13 protein-coding genes are annotated in these 19,449 nt (G+C 44.5%); 2 read left to right on the top strand and 11 right to left on the bottom strand.

Going from position 1 to position 19,449, the window contains the following annotated elements:
• The first annotated feature begins 92 nt into the window (after positions 1-92).
• The gene (locus ACIRUQ_RS01850; protein ID WP_055289838.1) at positions 93-1,676 is read left to right on the top strand and encodes a helix-turn-helix domain-containing protein; all 1,584 of its coding nucleotides are present in this window, start codon (positions 93-95) and stop codon (positions 1,674-1,676) included.
• A gap of 129 nt (positions 1,677-1,805) precedes the next feature.
• Here ACIRUQ_RS01850 and ACIRUQ_RS01845 read toward each other — a convergent pair whose 3' ends face one another.
• From ACIRUQ_RS01845 to ACIRUQ_RS01800, 10 genes are all read right to left on the bottom strand, one after another.
• Positions 1,806-3,986: a YhgE/Pip domain-containing protein gene (locus ACIRUQ_RS01845; protein ID WP_055289836.1), complete on the bottom strand. Its 2,181-nt coding sequence runs from the start codon at positions 3,984-3,986 to the stop codon at positions 1,806-1,808.
• Positions 3,986-6,523, bottom strand: a complete 2,538-nt coding sequence (locus ACIRUQ_RS01840) for a YhgE/Pip domain-containing protein (protein ID WP_070103951.1) — start codon at positions 6,521-6,523, stop codon at positions 3,986-3,988. Before ACIRUQ_RS01840 ends, ACIRUQ_RS01845 begins: the two co-directional genes overlap by 1 nt.
• Positions 6,524-6,676: 153 nt before the next feature.
• Complete coding sequence (locus tag ACIRUQ_RS01835) at positions 6,677-7,528, bottom strand: hypothetical protein (protein ID WP_055289832.1); 852 nt, start codon at positions 7,526-7,528, stop codon at positions 6,677-6,679.
• Positions 7,529-7,817: 289 nt separating this feature from the next.
• The gene (locus tag ACIRUQ_RS01830) at positions 7,818-8,507 is read right to left on the bottom strand and encodes a GntR family transcriptional regulator (RefSeq protein ID WP_055289830.1); all 690 of its coding nucleotides are present in this window, start codon (positions 8,505-8,507) and stop codon (positions 7,818-7,820) included.
• A 25-nt stretch (positions 8,508-8,532) separates the two neighbouring features.
• On the bottom strand, positions 8,533-9,756 hold the full coding sequence (pepT, locus tag ACIRUQ_RS01825; protein ID WP_055289828.1) for a peptidase T: 1,224 nt from the start codon (positions 9,754-9,756) through the stop codon (positions 8,533-8,535).
• A 166-nt stretch (positions 9,757-9,922) separates the two neighbouring features.
• The gene (locus ACIRUQ_RS01820; RefSeq protein WP_055289826.1) at positions 9,923-11,653 is read right to left on the bottom strand and encodes a peptide ABC transporter substrate-binding protein; all 1,731 of its coding nucleotides are present in this window, start codon (positions 11,651-11,653) and stop codon (positions 9,923-9,925) included.
• Between the two features lie 111 nt (positions 11,654-11,764).
• Entirely contained in the window at positions 11,765-12,802 is a 1,038-nt protein-coding gene (locus ACIRUQ_RS01815; protein WP_055289824.1) for an ABC transporter ATP-binding protein, read from the bottom strand.
• Positions 12,795-13,859: an ABC transporter ATP-binding protein gene (locus ACIRUQ_RS01810; RefSeq protein ID WP_055289822.1), complete on the bottom strand. Its 1,065-nt coding sequence runs from the start codon at positions 13,857-13,859 to the stop codon at positions 12,795-12,797. Before ACIRUQ_RS01810 ends, ACIRUQ_RS01815 begins: the two co-directional genes overlap by 8 nt.
• 17 nt (positions 13,860-13,876) lie before the next feature.
• On the bottom strand, positions 13,877-15,223 hold the full coding sequence (locus ACIRUQ_RS01805) for an ABC transporter permease (protein WP_055289820.1): 1,347 nt from the start codon (positions 15,221-15,223) through the stop codon (positions 13,877-13,879).
• 2 nt (positions 15,224-15,225) lie between these two features.
• Positions 15,226-16,167, bottom strand: coding sequence for an ABC transporter permease (locus tag ACIRUQ_RS01800; RefSeq protein WP_021737724.1), 942 nt, complete (start codon positions 16,165-16,167; stop codon positions 15,226-15,228).
• A gap of 675 nt (positions 16,168-16,842) precedes the next feature.
• On the opposite strand from ACIRUQ_RS01800, the gene ACIRUQ_RS01795 reads away from it, so the two are divergent.
• Complete coding sequence (locus ACIRUQ_RS01795; protein WP_404856521.1) at positions 16,843-17,865, top strand: M42 family metallopeptidase; 1,023 nt, start codon at positions 16,843-16,845, stop codon at positions 17,863-17,865.
• 153 nt (positions 17,866-18,018) lie between these two features.
• Here ACIRUQ_RS01795 and ACIRUQ_RS01790 read toward each other — a convergent pair whose 3' ends face one another.
• Complete coding sequence (locus ACIRUQ_RS01790; RefSeq protein WP_021737727.1) at positions 18,019-19,377, bottom strand: ATP-binding protein; 1,359 nt, start codon at positions 19,375-19,377, stop codon at positions 18,019-18,021.
• Positions 19,378-19,449: the final 72 nt, after the last annotated feature.

Below are 19,449 nucleotides of genomic sequence, written 5' to 3'. Positions count from 1 at the left end.
CTTGCATAATTGACGAACGACGAATGTGGATCATGAACTGCTTTTGTTCATGATCTAATGAGCGCATATGCTTTTTACAAAGGAGAACCACGATGCGGATACCATTAAACGTACTTTTATATCAGCTTTCTGCCAACAGCATATATGAAAACCAGAATATTGATCTGACCTGCAGCTTTGACGGTGTACAGCTTTTTGACCAGACGCAGCTTGCCGGAACTTATGAAAATGAACTCTATCTGGTTGCGGATCAGGTGCTTTTAACTGCTTTAAGCAGAACTTCAGACCAGGATTTCCAGTCAAACTGTACGTTCCTGTGTATCTGTCAGGATGAAAAACTCCATGTATCAGATTTTCCATCCGGCCTTTCCATGGTTCTTTTATATACCGATGAGTCTTTTCCGCTTGTGTTCAATCGGATTTTGAAGATCTTTCATGATTTTGATGTCTGGGACAAAAACTTTCATCTGATGCTGATCCAGCAGAAATCCCTGCAGGATCTTTTGAATCTGTCCAGAGATTTTCTTGTTCACCCGATGGTGGTACTGGATCGCAATTACTCCATTCTTGGTTACCTCAAAAATCCGGAAGTCAGTGATCCGATCATGGAATCCATTCTGTCTGCCGGTTATGTGACACCACAGATCATGGAGTGCCTGCGTCAGAACGGACTCATCTCCACCTCAGAGCAGACGGAAAATCCGCTGATCAGCTGGTACAGCCTGACCACCCATGACTGCTACTACAGCATGATGTACCGCTTCAAAGCAAACAATCATACCGTTGGCTATGCACTGATTTTTCATTGTGCCGTTCATCCGAGAACAAATTACCTCTATCTGATGAATATCGTGACCGAAAACCTGCAGCTGTTTTTCCAGCAGAAACGTTTTACCAACCGGTCTTCTTCTGAGATTTATGAGCCGGTCTTCCACGATATTTTAGAGCACCCGGAGATTCCGCAACAGCAGATTGAAGATCAGCTTGGTTATATTCCCGATCTGACCATGAGTGGGCGCTTTATGCTCGCGGTCATCCGCTACAACGGAGAACAGGAGCTTCCATTTTCCTTTGTCAGCTGGAATCTGCGTACTTCGATCCCGCAGTTAAAACCGTTTGTCTATCAGAATACTTTATACATACTGAAAAATAACAGTGAGAATGAATCCTATGCCACTTTTCTTGCTCCGGAAGAACAGACGATTTTCCGCAAAAACTTCCGCAACCGGCAGTTTGAATGTGGCATCAGCAACACCTTTTTCTCTCTGATGGATCTGCCTACGGCTGCTGCACAGGCCCGGGAAGCCCTTGCGCTTGGCACCTCCGGAGAGGAAGCTCCTGCCCCGTCCTTCTATTCGTTCTCAGATTATTATGCCAAGTATCTGCTGCAGGAACTGAAAAAGACCGGTGTGGTAAAAATGGCTGCTTCCCCCTGTTACGAAGTACTCCGCCAGTATGATGAGACCCACAACGGCGATCTGTGTTATATTTTTATGCAATTTCTGAAAAACGGGCGAAATATCAACCAGACAGCCACCGCTATTTTCCAGCACCGCAATACGGTACTGAATAAAGTAAAAAAAGCGGTTTCCATTATGCAGAACGAATGTGAAGATTACCAGGCGCACATTGCTTTTATTCTTTCTTATATAAATGATCATGAAAATGGCTTTTAAAAATGCACCTGTGGTTTTTAACGATTGGGACAAAGAAATCCCCGCTGTTGCTTATATCTTTAAGTAACAACGGGGATTTTTTAATATTCAAGAATTTATTTTTCCGTAAATTTACATCCACTTGGAGCATTACATAAGTTTTGTCTCTTCCAGTTTTTCTGTAAAAGCATCATTTGCCTTGATGATCGGTTTGCGAAGCACCAGACCGACGATCAGGGAAATACCTAAGAATATTGCAAGTTTTCCAAGATCGATCCAGTAATTCATGCCATACATGCCTCCCACCGTCTCCCGCAGCGCAGCCATACTGTGTGTAAACGGAAGCAGCGGATAAACCGCACGGAAAAAGGACGGTGCTACCTCTATCGGGAAGGTTCCACCGGTTCCGGCTACCTGCACAACCAGCAGAATGACGCTGACCGCTTTTCCAATGTCTCCCAGAGACACCGTCAGCGTATAAATAATATTTACAAATACCAGGCTTGAGAACCAGCAGCCCAGCAGGAACAAAAACGGATGCTCACACTGAATCCCAAGATAGAGCAGATCACCTAATGCGATCAATGTACTCTGGAATAAACCAACGATCATAAATGTAATAAAACGCCCAAAATAAATCTGATGCAGCTCGACATTTTTTAATCCTTTCGTGCAATTCTCAGATACATTGACTTTCAGCATTGCCACCAGAACGATACCACCGATCCAGATCGACAATACGGAATAAAACGGAGCCATAGAAGAACCGTAATTAGCAATTTCATATATTTTGTGCGTATCCAGTGAGACAGGAGCTGCCAAAAATGTACTGATCGCAGATTTATCTCCGGAAATCAAAGCTTCCAGCTCGGAAAAATCTCCGCTCGTTTCCATCTTATCCAGCTTAGCTGTCGTATCTGCAATCCGGTCAGAAGCTTCCGCCAGCAGTTCACCGGAATCTCCCAGCACTTTCTGGATTTCTGACAGATCAGAATCTGCCGTATCCGTCAGTTTATAAATGCCGTTGGCACTCTGATCCAGCTGCGACAACAGACTGGAAATCTCCTGTTTGGAAGAAGTCAGGGACGCTGACAGTTGATTTAATGATTTCTGTACCGAAGATTTATAACTTGCAGACACACCGGACATATTTTCCCGGTTCTTTGCTGCCAGATTCTTTAACTCACTCCGGGCGGTGCCAAGATCGGTGGTGGCATCCCGCAGGCCTTTTGCACTGTCCTGTAATTTGCTTTGCAGATTTTTCTGCTGCTGAATGGAAGTATCCATCCGAACCACAATTGCATCAACAAGTGGGGATGTCTCCGGATATTTATCTGCGACTGCTGCTACAGAGTCCCGGACGGAAGTATAGGCAGTCACCACATTTCCAACCTGACCAGCAAGAGTATCCAGCGTGGATGCAATCTGCTGTGCATCCGCACTTTCATCAGAAAAGGCACCTGAAATGACCTGATCCATCTGATCATACACATTTTCTGCTGATTTCAGTGCTGTTCCGACACTGTCTGCGGCCGCATCCATGGAATCATCCAGACCGGAAAATGTTTTTGATGTCTCCTGAAATGTCTGCCTGCTCTCCTTCGTCTGCTGTTGTACGGTTTGTAGAAATTCCGTAGTAGAATTCAGCAGTTTCTGCGCGGAACCTGTCATATCCGAGAAAGATTCCAGCAAACCGGCAGAAGCTGTCAGATCTCCGGCAATCTGATTCAGATTTGTATTCAGATTACCCACGATCGTCTCCGCACCACTGGCCTGTGTCATATTGGAAACTGCCTGCAGTACCGTCAGTGTTGTATCTGAAACCGTCTCGATAAATACCTCATTTACCTGACGCTGCACTGCACCGGCTCCTTTATCTGTTACCTTCGGTGCAATCGCATTTTCCTTGGCATTGGAATAATAGGTAATCTCCGGTTTTTCTACCTTTTCAGAAAAAACACTCATCATCTTGTTACTGAAATCCTTCGGAATCACGATCGCTGCATAATATTTTCCGGATTTCACTCCGCTGGTAGCTTTTTCCTCTGTGGTAAACACCCACTCCATCTGAGTATTTTCCCGCAAAGCAGACAACACTTTATCACCGATATTGATTTCAATCGGGATCAGACTTCCCTCATATCCTTCATCCACGCTGGCCACAGCCACCTTAAGATTTCCGGTGTTGGAATACGGATCCCAGCTGGCTGCAATATTGAACCACGCATACAGGCAGGGAACGACACTGATACCAATAATGACAACCAGCGCAATGACATTATTGCGGACACGCATCATATCCCGCTGAAAGATTTTCCATACATTTTTCATCAGATGTCTCCCTCCTTAATCTTTTTTACCAGTTCTTCCGGTTCCAGTCCGCTCATCTCCAGCTGACGTACAATACGGTCATGCACATACTCCACACAGATCAGATAAACCACCAGTGCGATCAGGGAAATGATCCAGAGCACCAGAAATACAAATTTTGCCGGTAATACAAAGGATAAAATCAGAAATACAAGTGGAATCACGAGGATTCCTGCGAATCCAATGCGCACCATTTTCGGATATTTCAATTCAAACTTTCCGGATTTTTCCAAAAACCGGCGTTTTGTCAAATCATCCCGCATCAAGATTTCAAGCATCAGCTGCATCTGCGGAAGCTGTCTTTCACTGCCGGCAGTCTCACCGACCATCATTTCTGTCTCTTCCAGACGCCGGTCAAACAGATGATTCAGATTCATCAACAGCGGCCGAAGCACCAGACCAATAAAAAGTGCCAGTGCTAAAAATACAAACATCACTGCCATATTTTTCACATAAGTATTCTCGTAAAATCCTGCGATGCACTCACGCATGCCACGGATGGAATACGTGAACGGCAGGAACGGATTCAGTTTTTTGAAAAAGCCCGGCATCATCTCAATCGGATACGTACCAGAGGAACCCGGGATCTGCAAGATGATCAGGAATACACCCAATGCTTTTCCAATATGCTTGAAGGTAAGTGCCATTGCAAAAATAATATTTACATAGATAAAAGAACAGAACATGCCACTTGCCACAAACAGTACCGGGTGTACACACTGCACTTTCAACAATACAATATCACCGATGCAGACGATAAATCCCTGAATCACTGCAAGTAGAACAAACAACATCCATCTGCCGAAATATGCACTGGTATTGGAAAAATCAGATACTTCTGCATCCTTATCCACTTCCTGTTTCAGAATTGATACCAGAATAAGACCGCCTACCCAAAGTGCAAGGTTTGTATAAAACGGCGTCATACCGGTTCCATAATTTTTCACATCATACAACACTTCAGAATTAATAGACACCGGAGATGCCATAAACTCGGAAATAGCCTCGGCATCAATGCCTTCCAGTTCTAAAATTTCCTGATAAGCCTCAGAACTTTGCATTGCCTTAATATCCGTCTGTACCGTTTCCAGCTGCGCATCGACCTTCTCCAGTGCAGAACCGGTTTTGGTCAGCGCATTCACGCTGTCATCCAGACTGGTCTGCAGTTGCTGCAGCATCGTGCTCAGCTGATCCACCATCGGTGTGATTCCTGATAATGTTGCAGACATTTCTCCACTGACCGCTGCCAGTCCGTCCAGAGACTGACTAATCTTCGGAGCGGTAGACTGCGTCAGAGTACTACGGTAATTTTTCAGATCATCCCGGCTGTTTCCCATAATCTGTTCCAGATTCTGTCTGGTATTTTGCGAAGTAGTTACCATATCTGCGATGGCTGAATTGCTTTTATCCATGGAATCAAGCACCTGGCCAATCTCCTGATTCTGCTTTTGCAGATTTGCGATCTGCTCTGTGATCGCTGCAGAAATCTGTGAATCGTTTGCGATACTTTCCTGCAATTTTGCAAGTTCATCCAGAATCTGCTGATTTTTCTGATTTAAATCTGTCACTGAATCGAGGCCACCACCCACAGACGTATTCACCTGTGTCACTTTCGATTCCAGATTTCCCAGTTTGATCGATGCAGTAATATATGCATCATTCAAAAACAGATCCCCACTCGTCAGACTGTCAGAAAATACCGACGAAAAATCAGAAACTGCCTTACGACTCTCACTCAGCAGATCTGTGCTCTGATCCAGAGTATCAGATACAGATGCTGCTGATTTCTTCAGCTTTTCCAACGAAGACAGGGTATCCCGGATCAATACATCTGAACTTCCTACTGTTTCCCGGAAATGATCCAACACATTCTGATAACCGGCCAGATTCTCCCGCACAGCAGAAATAGAACTGAGCAATTCCGAATTGGTATTGTCCACATCCACTGTCAGGTTTCCGGCAGATGTACTGACCATCTCTGAAATCGCTTCAGAAGCCACGGACGAAAAAGTATCGTTGATCTGCTGCTGCAATGTCGTGGCACCCGTATCTGTGATTTTCGGTGCAATGGCATTTTTCTTTTCATTAATATAGTAATCCAGCTGCGGCTTCTTAACGTCTCCGGATAAAATACTCAGCAGTGAATCACTGAAATTCTCCGGAATGACAATGGCTGCATAGTAAACACCTGATTTTACTCCCTCAATGGCTTCCTCCTCATCCACAAAAGTCCAGCCAAGTTTCTTGTTTTCTTTCAGGTTATCCATGATGCTGGCTCCCGCATTCAACGACATCTGCGCGGTGTCGGCACCTTCATCACAATTTGCCACAGCAACCTTAATGCCTTGTGTATTTCCATAGGGATCCATATTTGCTGCAATATTAAACCATGCATACAACGACGGTAACAGACATACGCCGCCCAGTACCAGCACTGCCGCACGATTTCGGAGCAGCCGCTTCAAATCTCTTCGAAATATCTTCAGTACGTTTTTCATATTTGTTCTGCACACTCCTGTTTTATGCTCCATACGTTTTCAGTTAATTAATTTGTTTCGAATAATTATTATACGAAAGGAAAAAAACTGAGTCAACCACTCAAATTACGACTTTCGTCTAAAAAGCAACGATTCCGAAGAATCGTTGCTTTTTTATACTGTGCCGGTTACGATCAGCGTGCTGATGCCAGGATTTGTGATCCAGATGCCGGTGACCGGATTCTGGGCATATTCTGCCGCAGGCACGGTTACGTTTCCGGCGATGGTCGCAAAACTTCCGGTTGTCTCATCGTAGGTGTAATCCACGCCTTCTGTCCATGCGGTTCCATTGAAGGATACCGTCAGATTTTTCAGAATCGGATCGAAGTCATCCGTGATGACTGCTGCGGTTCCTGCTGCTGCCGCAGTATTTCCATTATTCTGGACTAAAAACGTATACGTCAATGTGCCATTTTCTGTTACCGGAACCGGGCTCACAGATTTTGTGATCGTCAGCACCGGTTCACTCAAAGCCTGAATGCTTTCTTTCACGTTCACAGGTGTAATGCCTCCACCTGAAATCGTCGCTGTATTTGTAATCTCTGACTCTTCTGCCATTGGTGCATATTCCGTCGGTTTTGTCTCATACACAAGTAATGCATTTCCGCCTGCCGGGATATTTAAACCGCTAACAGTCAGCGGTGCTCCTGCTGCCACCGTCGGTTTCGGCTGCAATACGCCATTGACATAGTAATTGATTGTATCTGCCACATAAGAAAGAGGCGTCAGCGTTGTCGTCGCAAAGGCATACATTCCAAGATCGTCCTCCAGTGTCAGACCATTCAGCGGTACGCTGCCGGAATTTACTACGCTGATCAGATATGTCACTGTATCGTCCTGTGCATACACTTTTCTGACAGCTGTCTTTGTCGCAGACAGCACTTCCAGAATTTCCCCTACTGCAATATTTGAATTTGCCACAGAATCTCCATAGCGCAATTGCGCCTGATTCGTAAATCTTGCCATATTATTACCTTCCTTTCTTCGGCACATCCACCGAAGGTTCTATCAGTTCAAGTCGAATGCATGTGAAACTTCATACAAGACTTGCAGATGATCTATTATGATTACATGGATTATTCCGTGCTTTTCACACTGTAATCATAGTATAAAATATGCAAAATTTACGGTTCTGGATAACGTAAATCAAAAAATCAGCTTTATTTTTTCTCAAGGAGCGATTGCTAGCGACTGAGACAAAATAAAGCTGATTTTTCTTCATTACCAATATTCACCACAAAAGAAACCAAGATGCCTAAAACGCACAGTCCCAGCCACGCTCAAGATCTGGCGCATCTACATTTTGTTCACGCATCATTTCACCGATGGTTCTCCAGTAATGGCCTTTGATGGCTTTACAGATTGCCTCACAATCTCCTGCCACACATGCATCATAAATAATCTTATGCGATGCATACTGCCGTTTTGCGATAGCTTCTTTGTCCTGCACCAGATCATATCCGGCGAAAAGATTACCGTAGTACTGCTCTTTCCACGCTTTCTGCACCCGTGGCATACCACACATTTTTACCAGTTCTTCATGAAATTCATTATCACATTCAAATACCTGGTCAAATTCCTCTGCCGTCAGATTTTTCATACGTTTCAGAATCTCTTCCAGATGCTGCATGGACTTCTCCGGGATCTTTCCCTGTAAAAATCTGACACTGACTACCTCATAATTGGTTCTCAGCAGATATACTTCGTAGGAGTCCTGAAAAGAAAGTTCTTTCACAGAACATCCTACATTTCTCGCATACACAATGATGCCTTCATTTTCCAGCTGTCGGAGTGCCTCGCGGATCGGCCCCCGGCTTGTATGAAATTCTTTCGCCAGTTCCAGCTCCACAATACGCTGTCCGGGCTTGATCTCATGGTTAAAGATCTTACTGCGGATGGCATCCACAATACTTTCTCTTAACGTCTGATACAATAATGCACCCATAAAATGTTCCTACTCTTTCCCACTGCTACATCTGGTGTGCGAACTGTGATATAATATTTTTTATAATTGCTGCAGACTTATCCATGCCTTCTGCAGTAATGTGCTCATACGCACCATGGAAGCCATAACCACCTGTTCCAAGGTTCGGACACGGAAGTCCGACAAAACTGAGACGTGCACCGTCTGTACCGCCGCGGATCGGTGCGATATCCGGCTCCACATCAGCATCTTTGCATGCCTGAACTGCAAAATCGATCAGCTGCATACAAGGCTCGATCATCTCACGCATGTTGCGGTAAGAATCTTCCAGTTTCAGTTCTACGGTTCCCTCTCCATATTTTGCATTTATTTTTGCAGTAATCTCCTGCATCAAAGCTTTACGTGCTTCGTATTTTTCTGCATCAAACTCACGGATCAGATAGCTCATGGTCGTCTCTTCCACACTTCCGTTCATTTCCATCAGGTGGAAAAATCCTTCATAACCTTCCGTGTGCTCCGGTGCTTCCTGCTCCGGCAGCATACCCTGTAACTCCATGGCAATTTTCATGGAATTAACCATAATATCCTTTGCCTCGCCCGGATGTACATTGACACCATGAATGACAAACTCCGCAGAAGCTGCATTAAAGTTTTCAAACTGGATTTCTCCTTCCGGACCACCGTCTACCGTATAGGCATACGGTGCCCCAAATCGTTCCAGATCCATGTGGCAGGCGCCACTTCCTACTTCCTCATCGGTTGTAAAAGCAAGGCACACGTTTCCATGCGGAATATCACCTTTTAATAACTCCTCGGCAACCGTCATGATCTCAGCAATACCTGCTTTGTCGTCTGCGCCAAGTAATGTGGTTCCGTCTGTGGTGATCAATGTTTTCCCTGTCATATTTTTTAATGAAGGAAAATCTTTTACCGTCAATGTTCTGCCGGAAGTGCCCAGAACCACATCTTTTCCGTCATAATTTTCAATAATCTGCGGATTCACATTCTCTCCACTGTAATCCGGTGCGGTATCCATATGTGCAAGGAAGCCGATGGCAGTACAATTCTCATAACCCGGAGTCGCCGGAATATGACCGTATACATATCCGTACTCGTCCATCATGGCATCTTCAATACCCATGCCTTTCATTTCTTCCACCAACTGCTTTGCCAGATCAAACTGACGTGCCGTAGTCGGAGAAGTGGTACTCTCCTCATCGCTCGTCGTCCAGACTTTTACATAATTTAATAATCTTTCATAAGCTCGCATACTGAATCCTCCTAAAGCAAATGCTCCTATGTATTTATATGTTTTTATAAAATTCCATTGAAAAAAACATGATCCCGTTGCTCATATGCTTTTCACTAAAATTTTACCATTCCATTTATTTCAAAAAAAGGAATCCTGCAAGCAGGATTCCTTTTCATGTCATTTACTACTTAGACTGTGTACAATATCCAAAGAAGAAGTATCCCAGTGGTGTGTAGTACATGCCTTCGATTCCATCACGCAGCATATATTTCTGTGTATAGAAGTACAGCGGATCAACTACGTAATCCTGACCTACTAAGATGTCCTCTGCCTGATGTAACAGTTTCATACGTGCAGCAGGATCAGATTCAGCTTTTGCCTGGTTGATCAGGTTATCGTAATCCGGGTTAGAGTACTGAGCGTCGTTATTTCCGCCGCCTGTTACCCACATATCAAGGAAGGAAACCGGATCATTGTAATCAGAAATCCATCCGTTACGTGCGATAGAGTAATCACCGTTTTTACGTGTCTGAAGGAAAGATGCCCATTCCTGGTTGTTCAGTGTAACAGTTACGCCAAGTTCCTGCTCCCACATATTCTGAAGTGCTTCAGCAACTGCTTTATGAGCATCACTTGTGTTGTACAGATATTCTACAACCGGGAATCCCTCACCGTTCGGGTAACCAGCCTCTGCAAGGAGCTGTCTTGCTTTCTCGCAGTTTGCTTCGTAAGCATCCTTAGTCGGATCATAGTAATCGCCACCAACTTTACGGAAGTCAGATCCTTCCTCAGCATCAGAGATACCGCTTGGTACATATGCACTAGCCTCAACCTGTCCGGACTGAGTTACTTTATCAACAATGTAGTTACGGTCAACAGCCAGTGTGAATGCCTCACGTACTTTCGGATTGTCGAACGGAGCTTTCTGTGTCTGGAAACATACATAATATGTTCCAAGGTAGTCTACGATCTTCATATCGCCGGAAGCGATCAGGTTCGGAAGTTCTGCCTGCGGAGCTTCCTGGATGTAATCAAGCTCGCCGGATTTGAAACCGGAAAGCATAGCGTTTGTATCATCCATCAGTTTGAAAGTCAGAGTATCCGGTCCAAGGTTCTCATAATCGTAGTAGTTCTCATCTTTTGCCATTACGATCTGTGAGTTATGTGTCCACTCTGTCAGTTTGTATGGACCATTGGAGATGTATGTAGAAGGATCAAATGTCCACTGATCTCCATTTGCCTCGATGATGTCCTGACGTACAGGCATCATAGCCGGGAATGCACACAGCTCGTCAAAATATGGAAGATCTGTTGTTAAAGTTACTTCAAATGTCTTGTCATCAACTGCTTTTACAGCTAACTCAGAAGGATCTTTCTCACCAGCCATAATCTCATTTGCATTTACAACACAATCAAGCATGTAGTTGTAATCTGCTGCTGTAGCCGGGTTAACCAGACGTTTCCAAGCATACTCAAAGTCGCCTGCTGTAACGTCTTTTCCGTCAGACCATTTGATGCCATCACGAAGGTGGAAGGTGTATGTTACAGTTCCATCATCATTTGCTGTTTTGTCATAGCTCTCAGCCTGACCGTAAGTAAGTTTTGCACTATCGCATGTTCCGTCAGAACCTTCAACTTCCTCACCTGTGCTCTCCCATTTCATCAGACCTTCGAATAAATGGTTTGCCATGATAGCTCCATCTACGGAGGAGTTCAGTGCCGGATCCATTGTCATCGGCTCGGATGCGAAGTTTACAGTAATGTTGAATCCATCACCACTGTTGGTTGCTGTCTGCTCTGCTTCTGCAGATGTTTTGTTGTTGTCTTTAGATGCGCTGTTGTCGCTTCCACAGCCCGCAAGCATGGAAAAAGCGAAAGCTGCAACTAATACAACTGATACCAATCTCTTTTTCATAGTACTCTCCTTTATAAATTTATTGATAAAACAGGACTACCCTGCATTACCCAATTTCAATTGCTCCCACAAAAAAGTGAGAACAGTCTCAAACAAGACAACGGCAGTATTCTACTGCTCTAACAGATGGCAGGCCACCCAGTGTCCCTTCTCATATTCCTTGAATTTCGGAACGCATTCTTTACATTTATCCATTGCATATGGACAACGTGTATGGAAACGGCATCCGCTTGGCGGATTCATCGGAGACGGAATATCTCCCTCCAGAACGATACGCTGTCTGCTTCTGCTCACTTCCGGATCCGGAACAGGTACTGCAGAAAGCAGTGTCTGTGTGTACGGATGCAGTGGATGGCGGTTCAGCTCATAGCTCTCAGCCAGCTCTACCATAGTTCCAAGATACATTACGCCGATACGGTGTGAAATATGACGAACAACGGAAAGATCATGTGCGATGAACAGATAGGTCAGTCCCATCTCTTCCTGCATATCTTCCAGCATATTTACTACCTGTGACTGAATGGAAACATCCAGTGCGGAAATCGGCTCATCACATACGATAAACTCAGGATTTACAGCCAGTGCACGGGCAATACCGACACGCTGCTGCTGTCCACCGGAAAACTCGTGCGGATAACGGTTTGCATGCTCTGTATTCAATCCTACTCTGCCAAGCAGCTCTTTGATACGATCCGTACGGTCCTGCTTATTCGGAAAAAGCTTATGAATATCAAGTGCCTCTCCGATAATCTCTCCGACTGTCATACGCGGATCCAGACTTGCGGAAGGATCCTGGAAAATAATCTGCATTTTCCGTCTGTATGGAAGCATATTCGCCTGTTTTGCTTTCGGGACTTTTGCATGATGTAACTGTCCTTCTGCATCTCTCTGCCACGGATCCTGTCCCTCGAAAATTGTCTCACCATCGTAAACAATTTTTCCGGAAGTCGGCTCGTGCAGCTGAAGGATCGTACGGCCCAGAGTGGTTTTACCACATCCGGACTCTCCTACGAGGCCAAGTGTCTCACCGCGGTTGATAAAGATAGAAATATCTTCTACCGCCTGTACACCAGGTCCTTTTAATCCCTTAACCGGGAAATATTTTTTCAGGTGATCAACCTGAACGAGTACATCATTCTTCTCACTCATGGCTATCTACCTCCGTTTTTTCAATATTCGCTGTCTCAGTATTACCTTTTTTTGCTTCTGCCAGACAATCATGTACACGCAGCCAACATGCTGCATGATGGTTTTCTCCCATCTCTACATATGGCGGCATCTTCTGCAGGCAGATCTTCATCGCATGTTCACAACGCGGCGCAAACGGACATCCTTCCGGCGGATTCAGCATATCGACCGGTGAACCCTCGATCGGGATCAGACGCTCATAGCTTTCTGCATCTACACGCGGCATAGAACGAAGCAGACCTTTTGTATAAGGATGACCCGGATTATAGAAAATATCATCCACCGGTCCCTGCTCTACCATTTTACCTGCATACATAACGGATACTTTGTCACAGACCTCAGCAACAACACCAAGGTTATGTGTGATAAAGATAATACCCATGTGATTCTGCTTCTGAAGTTTTTTCATCAGTTCGAGAATCTGTGCCTGGATGGTTACATCCAGAGCGGTTGTCGGCTCATCGGCGATCAGAAGCTTCGGATGGCAGATCAGACCCATTGCGATCATAACCCTCTGACGCATACCACCGGAAAGTTCATGCGGGTACTGTTTCATACGTTTTTCAACATTGTTGATACCTACTTCTTCCAGCATTTTCATTGCGTGCTTCTCAGCATCCTCTTTGCTGACACTTTTATCATGTGCTTTCAGAGCCTCAACCAGCTGATTTCCGATCGTATATACCGGATTCAGACAAGTCATCGGGTTCTGGAAGATCATTGCTACTTCTTTTCCACGAAATGCGATCATTTCGTCTTTTGTCTTGGAGAGCATATCCTGTCCTTCAAATGTAATAGATCCGCCTACTACTTTACCGGGATTCTGAAGTAATCCGATGATAGAATATGCTTCCACACTTTTACCGGAACCGGACTCACCTACGATACCCATAACCTCGTCGTAGTTTACGTCGTACGAAATTCCGTTTACTGCTTTGACTTCTCCTGCCGGAGTAAAGAAAGAGACCTGGAGATCTCTGACCTCTAACAGTTTATCTGTTTTATTTTCCTGTTCCATATCGTCTCCTCCTCTCCTTATTTCTTTAACTTCGGATCTAATGCATCGCGAAGTCCATCACCGAACAGGTTCAGAGCCAGAATCATAAGACTCAGGATGAATGCCGGGATAAATAATCTGTATGGATATGTGCTCAGACCACTCAGAGCCTCAGAACACATAGATCCCAAACTTGTCAGCGGAGCAGATACACCTACACCGATGAAAGAAAGGAAGGATTCCAGGAAGATTGCGGATGGAATCTGCAGGAATGTGGTTGTGATGATCTGTCCAATACAGTTCGGAAGCAGATGCTTGCTAATGATACGTCCGCCTTTTGCGCCAAGGGCACGGGCCGCTGTCACATACTCCTGCTGTTTTAACTGAAGGATCTGTCCACGGATGATTCGGCTCATGGTTACCCAGTATAATAAACCGAATGCGATAAACATGGAGATCAGGTTTGGTCCGAGAATCGTTACCAGATTCTGCATCGGGCCGTCACCGGAGTTCTGGAACTGCTCCAACGCCGGTTTTAATGTTGCGGAAAGCAACAGGATGATCAGCATCTCCGGAATGGAGTAGATGATCTCAACAATACGCTGCATTACCGTGTCGACTGCACCACCGCAGTAACCGGAAACGGATCCGTATAACGCACCGATGATCAATACGATAATTGCCGCACATACACCAACGATGATAGAAATTCTTGTTCCGACCATGACACGGACCATGATATCACGTCCCTGGTCATCGGTACCAAATACATGTGGGAATACTTTCTCCCCGTCTGCTTTTTTCTGAAGTTCCTGTGTGGAATAACCAAATACTTTATGCTTGATGCCCAGGGCTTTTGCAGCCTCGGCTTCCGTCACGTGCTCCTCACTCTCTTTTGACTGAGAAACATTTGCTTTCGCACGAATCTTGGATTCCTCAATACGGGATAACTCTTTGCCTTCTGCGGCCGCTTCTGCTCTGGCTTTCTCGACAGCCTCATCCGGTGTCAGGTTTGCAGTCTGATTTTTCTCTTCCATGTAATCATTGATCTTCTGCTGGTCTTCCAGTGTGTAATGCCATGGATGCAATGCCTCGGAACCACGCACCTGCTGTTTGTAAGTATATGGAACCAGGCTCGGTCCCACAAATCCGAAAATAACCAGGGCAATGATGATTGCCAGTGCAACCATTGCCACTTTATTTTTACGAAGACGACGCCATGCATCTGCCCAGTAGGAAACACTCTTACGATCTTTGATAAAATCTGCTTTTTCCTGTGAGCTTGCCGCATCAAATGCATCCTCCGGTAATTTGCTCCACTCTAAAATATCATCAATATTCGGTTGAAGAGAGCCTGGCTTTTGAAATCTTTTCTTTCCAGACATGCTTAGTTTCCTCCCTTCGACAGATTGATACGCGGGTCTACCAGTTTGTAACACAGGTCTACGATCAGGTTCATGATGATGATGAAGGAAGCCAGGAAAATAGTGGTTCCCATAATCAACGGATAATCACGGGTCTGGATAGCCTGGATAAAGTAACGGCCCAGTCCCGGAATAGAGAATACCTGCTCAACAACCATACCGCCGCACAGTGTAAATGCAATCTGCGGTCCCAGATAAGTAATAACCGGGATCAGTGCATTTCTCAGTGCATGTTTGAAAATAATCTTGCTGTTTTTCAGACCTTTTGCACGCGCAGTCTTGATATACTCCTGATTGATAGAATCAAGCATCGCTGTTCTGGTCTGTCTTGACAGATAACACATTGGGTAAAATCCCAGTGCCAGACATGGCAGGACATAACTCTTTGGTGTTCCGTCAAATAATGCCGGGAAAACTTTTACTCCCGGAATACCCCCACATAATGTATGCAACAGCATTGTTGCCACTACGAATCCAGGCATGGAGATACCGATTGTACAAACAACTCTAAGGAAGCTGTCTACCCATGTACCTCTTTTGTAAGCTGCCAGACATCCAAGCGGAAGTCCGACTGCAATTGCCCATAAAAGCGCAAATACGCCGATTTTTGCAGAAACCGGGAACATATCTTTGATGATGTCTAAAACCGCACGGTTTTTCTGCATTTTGATTGATGTACCGAAATCTCCGTGAAGAAGATTTCCGAGATATTTGCCCAACTGAACAATCAGGGGCTGGTCAAGTCCATATTTAGCATTTAAAGCGTCGATAGTGGCCTGTGTCGGAGTTTTCTCAGATAACCACGGATTTCCCGGGATTGCGTTCATCAAGAAAAACGTAACACATGCAACTACCAGCACCGTGACAATCGCCATTAAGACTCTTCGTGCTGTGTACTTTGCCATTTTTTACACCTTTCCTCTCTCATTCTCATACGTCACTTTGTCGCCAATTTTGTACAATTCTATAACACTTTACCATTGTAAATTGTCGACAATATTGTTTATTATAACTGTTTTTTACATAATGGTCAACCAAAACAGTTATTTTTTGTATTTATTTTTCGGACAGCTGTTTTCGATGCGCGTACACTCCTCCTCTTTTTGTCCTTATCTTACAGAATTATATTCAGAATAAGGTAAAAACACGCAAAAGTCCGTAGTGAAAAATACGGTTTTTTGTATAATTTTACTTTTCTGAAATGGAGGGCTGGCGGAGGACATGCACACGGACACGGACATTTGTGCATGTCCTCCTGCCAGCCTCCGCATTTCATTCACTACAAACGGTGCCACAGCTGACGCTGCCCTATTTTTGTACTGGAATATTTTTCTGTTTCGTTATAGAATAACAGAGTAAAATGATGTTGGGGGCAAAAGATGCCGTACGAATTGTTCCGTACTTCGTACTCCCACAATTCTACCCAATATTCGCATATCGTGAAGCTGACGCTCCACTTTTATGCTCATATCGGGGCGGGTCATTAAGCCATAAAACCACTCCTGTGCAAGCACATCGTGGTTTCAGGCTTTTGACCCTGGCATCATAAAATTAAAAGTATATAATTAAGGAGTTCGATTATGAAAAATTCAACGATTACTTTTATTACGGATCAGCTGAAAGCTCTGACCTCTATTCCAAGTCCGTCCGGCTTCACAAAAGAAGTGGCACAGTATCTGGTTTCCACCTTAGAAGAAATGGGATTTACACCGGAACGTTCCCGCAAGGGCAATGTCTGTGTAACAATCGGTGGTGAAGGAAGTCCGCTGATTCTGGCCGCTCATGTGGATACGTTAGGTGCCATGGTGCGTTCCATCAAGAGCAACGGCCGCCTGCGTCCGACGACACTGGGCGGACATCAGTGGTGCACGGCTGACGGTGAAAACTGCACCGTACATACAAGAGATGGAAAAGTATACACAGGTGTCGTATTAAACAAGGAACCGTCTGCACACGTAGCGGATCAGAAAGTAGAAGCGACAGAGGAAAATATGGAAATCCTGCTGGATGAGAATGTGAGTACAGAGAAAGATGTAAAAGTACTGGGCATACAGGTGGGTGATATCATTGCTATGGATTCCCGCACGGTTGTAACTCCAAGCGGTTACATAAAAAGTCGTTTTCTGGATGATAAACTTTCTGCTGCTATCCTGCTCGGTATTGCAAAAGAAGTGGCTGAGAAAACAATTACTTTGAATCGCAAAGTTTCCTTATTATTTACTGTTTATGAGGAAGTCGGACACGGCGGAAGTTCCATCCCGGCAGATACCGAAGAAATGATCTGCGTGGATATGGGCTGTGTCGGTGATGATCTGGGTTGTACCGAGCGCATGGTATCCATCTGTGCAAAGGATTCCGGTGGACCTTACAACTATGATCTGGTAACAGAGCTGTCCGAACTTGCAAAAGCAAACGGTCTTGACTATGCGATCGACGTATATCCGCATTATGGCTCTGACGTAGAAGCCAGCCTGCGCGGCGGCTTTGATATCCGCCACGGACTCATCGGACCGGGTGTCTATGCATCCCACAACTATGAGCGCTCTCATATAGACGGAGTCAGAAATACGATTGCACTGTTAAAGGCATATTTAGGTAAATAACCAGCTGACAGAAAAATAAAAAAGTCGCAGGGTGTTCAAGTCGAACGCACGTGAGACTTGGTGCGTGATTCTGGTCAGCGAAAGCTGACATATTCTTCTCAGAATCACTGCACATCCTCGCGGAGCGTTTATCTCAGCATCCTGCGGTTTTCTTTAATCCTGAAGTACACTTAAATCAAGTGTGTAGATATAATCCTCCGGAACCGTTCTCTTTTCCAAAAATCCTGCCATATAAATCGGACAGTAAAAAATCTGATCTTTCACTTCTATATTTTCATTACAAAATACAATGGCATTCTGAATATGATAATTTGGACTTTCCAACACATGATTTAATGCACGGTGTTTTGTATAATCCTTTCCGGATTTTACTTCAAGTGGCAATGCCTCCCCCTCAAACTCAATAACAAAATCCAGTTCCCCCTGTTTTTTGTTATTAAAGTAATATACCTCAAATCCATGTGCACACAGTTCCTGTGCAACTGCATTTTCATAAACCGATCCAAAATTAATATTGTTTTCTTTATTTAATATCCTGATCTGCAAACCATCTGCGTACATTGCTGCAAGCAGTCCCACATCAGAAAGGAATAATTTGAACAAATTTGTTGCTTTTGACAGAAGCAACGGAACCTGTGGCTCCTGAACACAATAAACCGGCAGTGCCACCCCGGCTTCTTTCAGCCAGATGAAGCTATGCTCATATCTTGAAAATTTGAAGTTCTCATTTAAGTTTTTTAAAATAAAGCGTTTGTTTTTACTGTTCAGTTCACTTGGAATCAGCTGGAAAATCTCCTCCAGATAGAGTTTATGCTCCGGATCATACCTGGCAATATCTTTTTTGTACAGCTGGATGATCCCTTTCTGAACCTGCATCACTTCATTCAGATTATTTGTATCCAGATATCGCTGTACAGCCGCCGGCATACCGCCAACGATCAGATACAATCGAAACAGATCCATCATTCTGTCATGAATCAGATCATCCACAGGGATCTTTTCTTCAAAACAGTTTTTTAATTTGTCCAGAACCTTTTCCGATACACGGTTTGCCTTGCAAAATTCAAAAAAATCCATGGGGAACATCTCATAAATCGACATGTAACCAACCGGAACCGATCGTATATCCTTTAATTCCACTCCAAGCAGCGACCCACTGAGAATATACCGATAACTGCCTTCTTCGACTAAAAATTTAATAGCAGTCACGATTTCCCTGCATTCCTGGACTTCATCAAAAAATATCATTGTCCGGTCTTTTTCCATGGGAATGTCTGTCAATGCGGAGATTCTCATTAATATATCATCACTTCCGGTAGCATTTTCAAACAAAGCAACCGCCTGTGGCATCTCAAGAAAATTAATCTCAATCACATATTTGAAATGCTGCTTTGCGTACTCCCGGATACAGTACGTTTTTCCTACCTGCCGGGCCCCTGTAACCATCAGAGCCGCTTTCTTTTCTTTTTCAAAAAATTGTTCGATTCGCTCTGTTATGCTTCGATACAGCATGTTACACCTCCTGCTTTTTACAGTTTTCCCTGTTATATCCTTAGTATGCCATGTTTTTTCTTATCCCGCAAG

The sequence above is a fragment of the Eubacterium ramulus genome (genome assembly GCF_045002895.1).
Taxonomy (GTDB): Bacteria; Bacillota; Clostridia; order Lachnospirales; family Lachnospiraceae; genus Eubacterium_I; species Eubacterium_I ramulus.
This window is presented reverse-complemented; position numbering and strand designations above follow the sequence as displayed.

Bases quoted from the DNA above. Each gene is read 5' to 3' on its own strand.
- pepT (WP_055289828.1), bottom strand. From the start codon at position 9,756: ATGCGAGCTTATGAAAGATTATTAAATTATGTAAAAGTCTGGACGACG.
- ACIRUQ_RS01835 (WP_055289832.1), bottom strand. From the start codon at position 7,528: ATGGCAAGATTTACGAATCAGGCGCAATTGCGCTATGGAGATTCTGTG.
- ACIRUQ_RS01820 (WP_055289826.1), bottom strand. From the start codon at position 11,653: ATGAAAAAGAGATTGGTATCAGTTGTATTAGTTGCAGCTTTCGCTTTT.
- ACIRUQ_RS01790 (WP_021737727.1), bottom strand. From the start codon at position 19,377: ATGCTGTATCGAAGCATAACAGAGCGAATCGAACAATTTTTTGAAAAA.
- ACIRUQ_RS01795 (WP_404856521.1), top strand. From the start codon at position 16,843: ATGAAAAATTCAACGATTACTTTTATTACGGATCAGCTGAAAGCTCTG.
- ACIRUQ_RS01815 (WP_055289824.1), bottom strand. From the start codon at position 12,802: ATGAGTGAGAAGAATGATGTACTCGTTCAGGTTGATCACCTGAAAAAA.
- ACIRUQ_RS01840 (WP_070103951.1), bottom strand. From the start codon at position 6,523: ATGAAAAACGTACTGAAGATATTTCGAAGAGATTTGAAGCGGCTGCTC.
- ACIRUQ_RS01850 (WP_055289838.1), top strand. From the start codon at position 93: ATGCGGATACCATTAAACGTACTTTTATATCAGCTTTCTGCCAACAGC.
- ACIRUQ_RS01805 (WP_055289820.1), bottom strand. From the start codon at position 15,223: ATGTCTGGAAAGAAAAGATTTCAAAAGCCAGGCTCTCTTCAACCGAAT.
- ACIRUQ_RS01830 (WP_055289830.1), bottom strand. From the start codon at position 8,507: ATGGGTGCATTATTGTATCAGACGTTAAGAGAAAGTATTGTGGATGCC.
- ACIRUQ_RS01845 (WP_055289836.1), bottom strand. From the start codon at position 3,986: ATGAAAAATGTATGGAAAATCTTTCAGCGGGATATGATGCGTGTCCGC.
- ACIRUQ_RS01810 (WP_055289822.1), bottom strand. From the start codon at position 13,859: ATGGAACAGGAAAATAAAACAGATAAACTGTTAGAGGTCAGAGATCTC.
- ACIRUQ_RS01800 (WP_021737724.1), bottom strand. From the start codon at position 16,167: ATGGCAAAGTACACAGCACGAAGAGTCTTAATGGCGATTGTCACGGTG.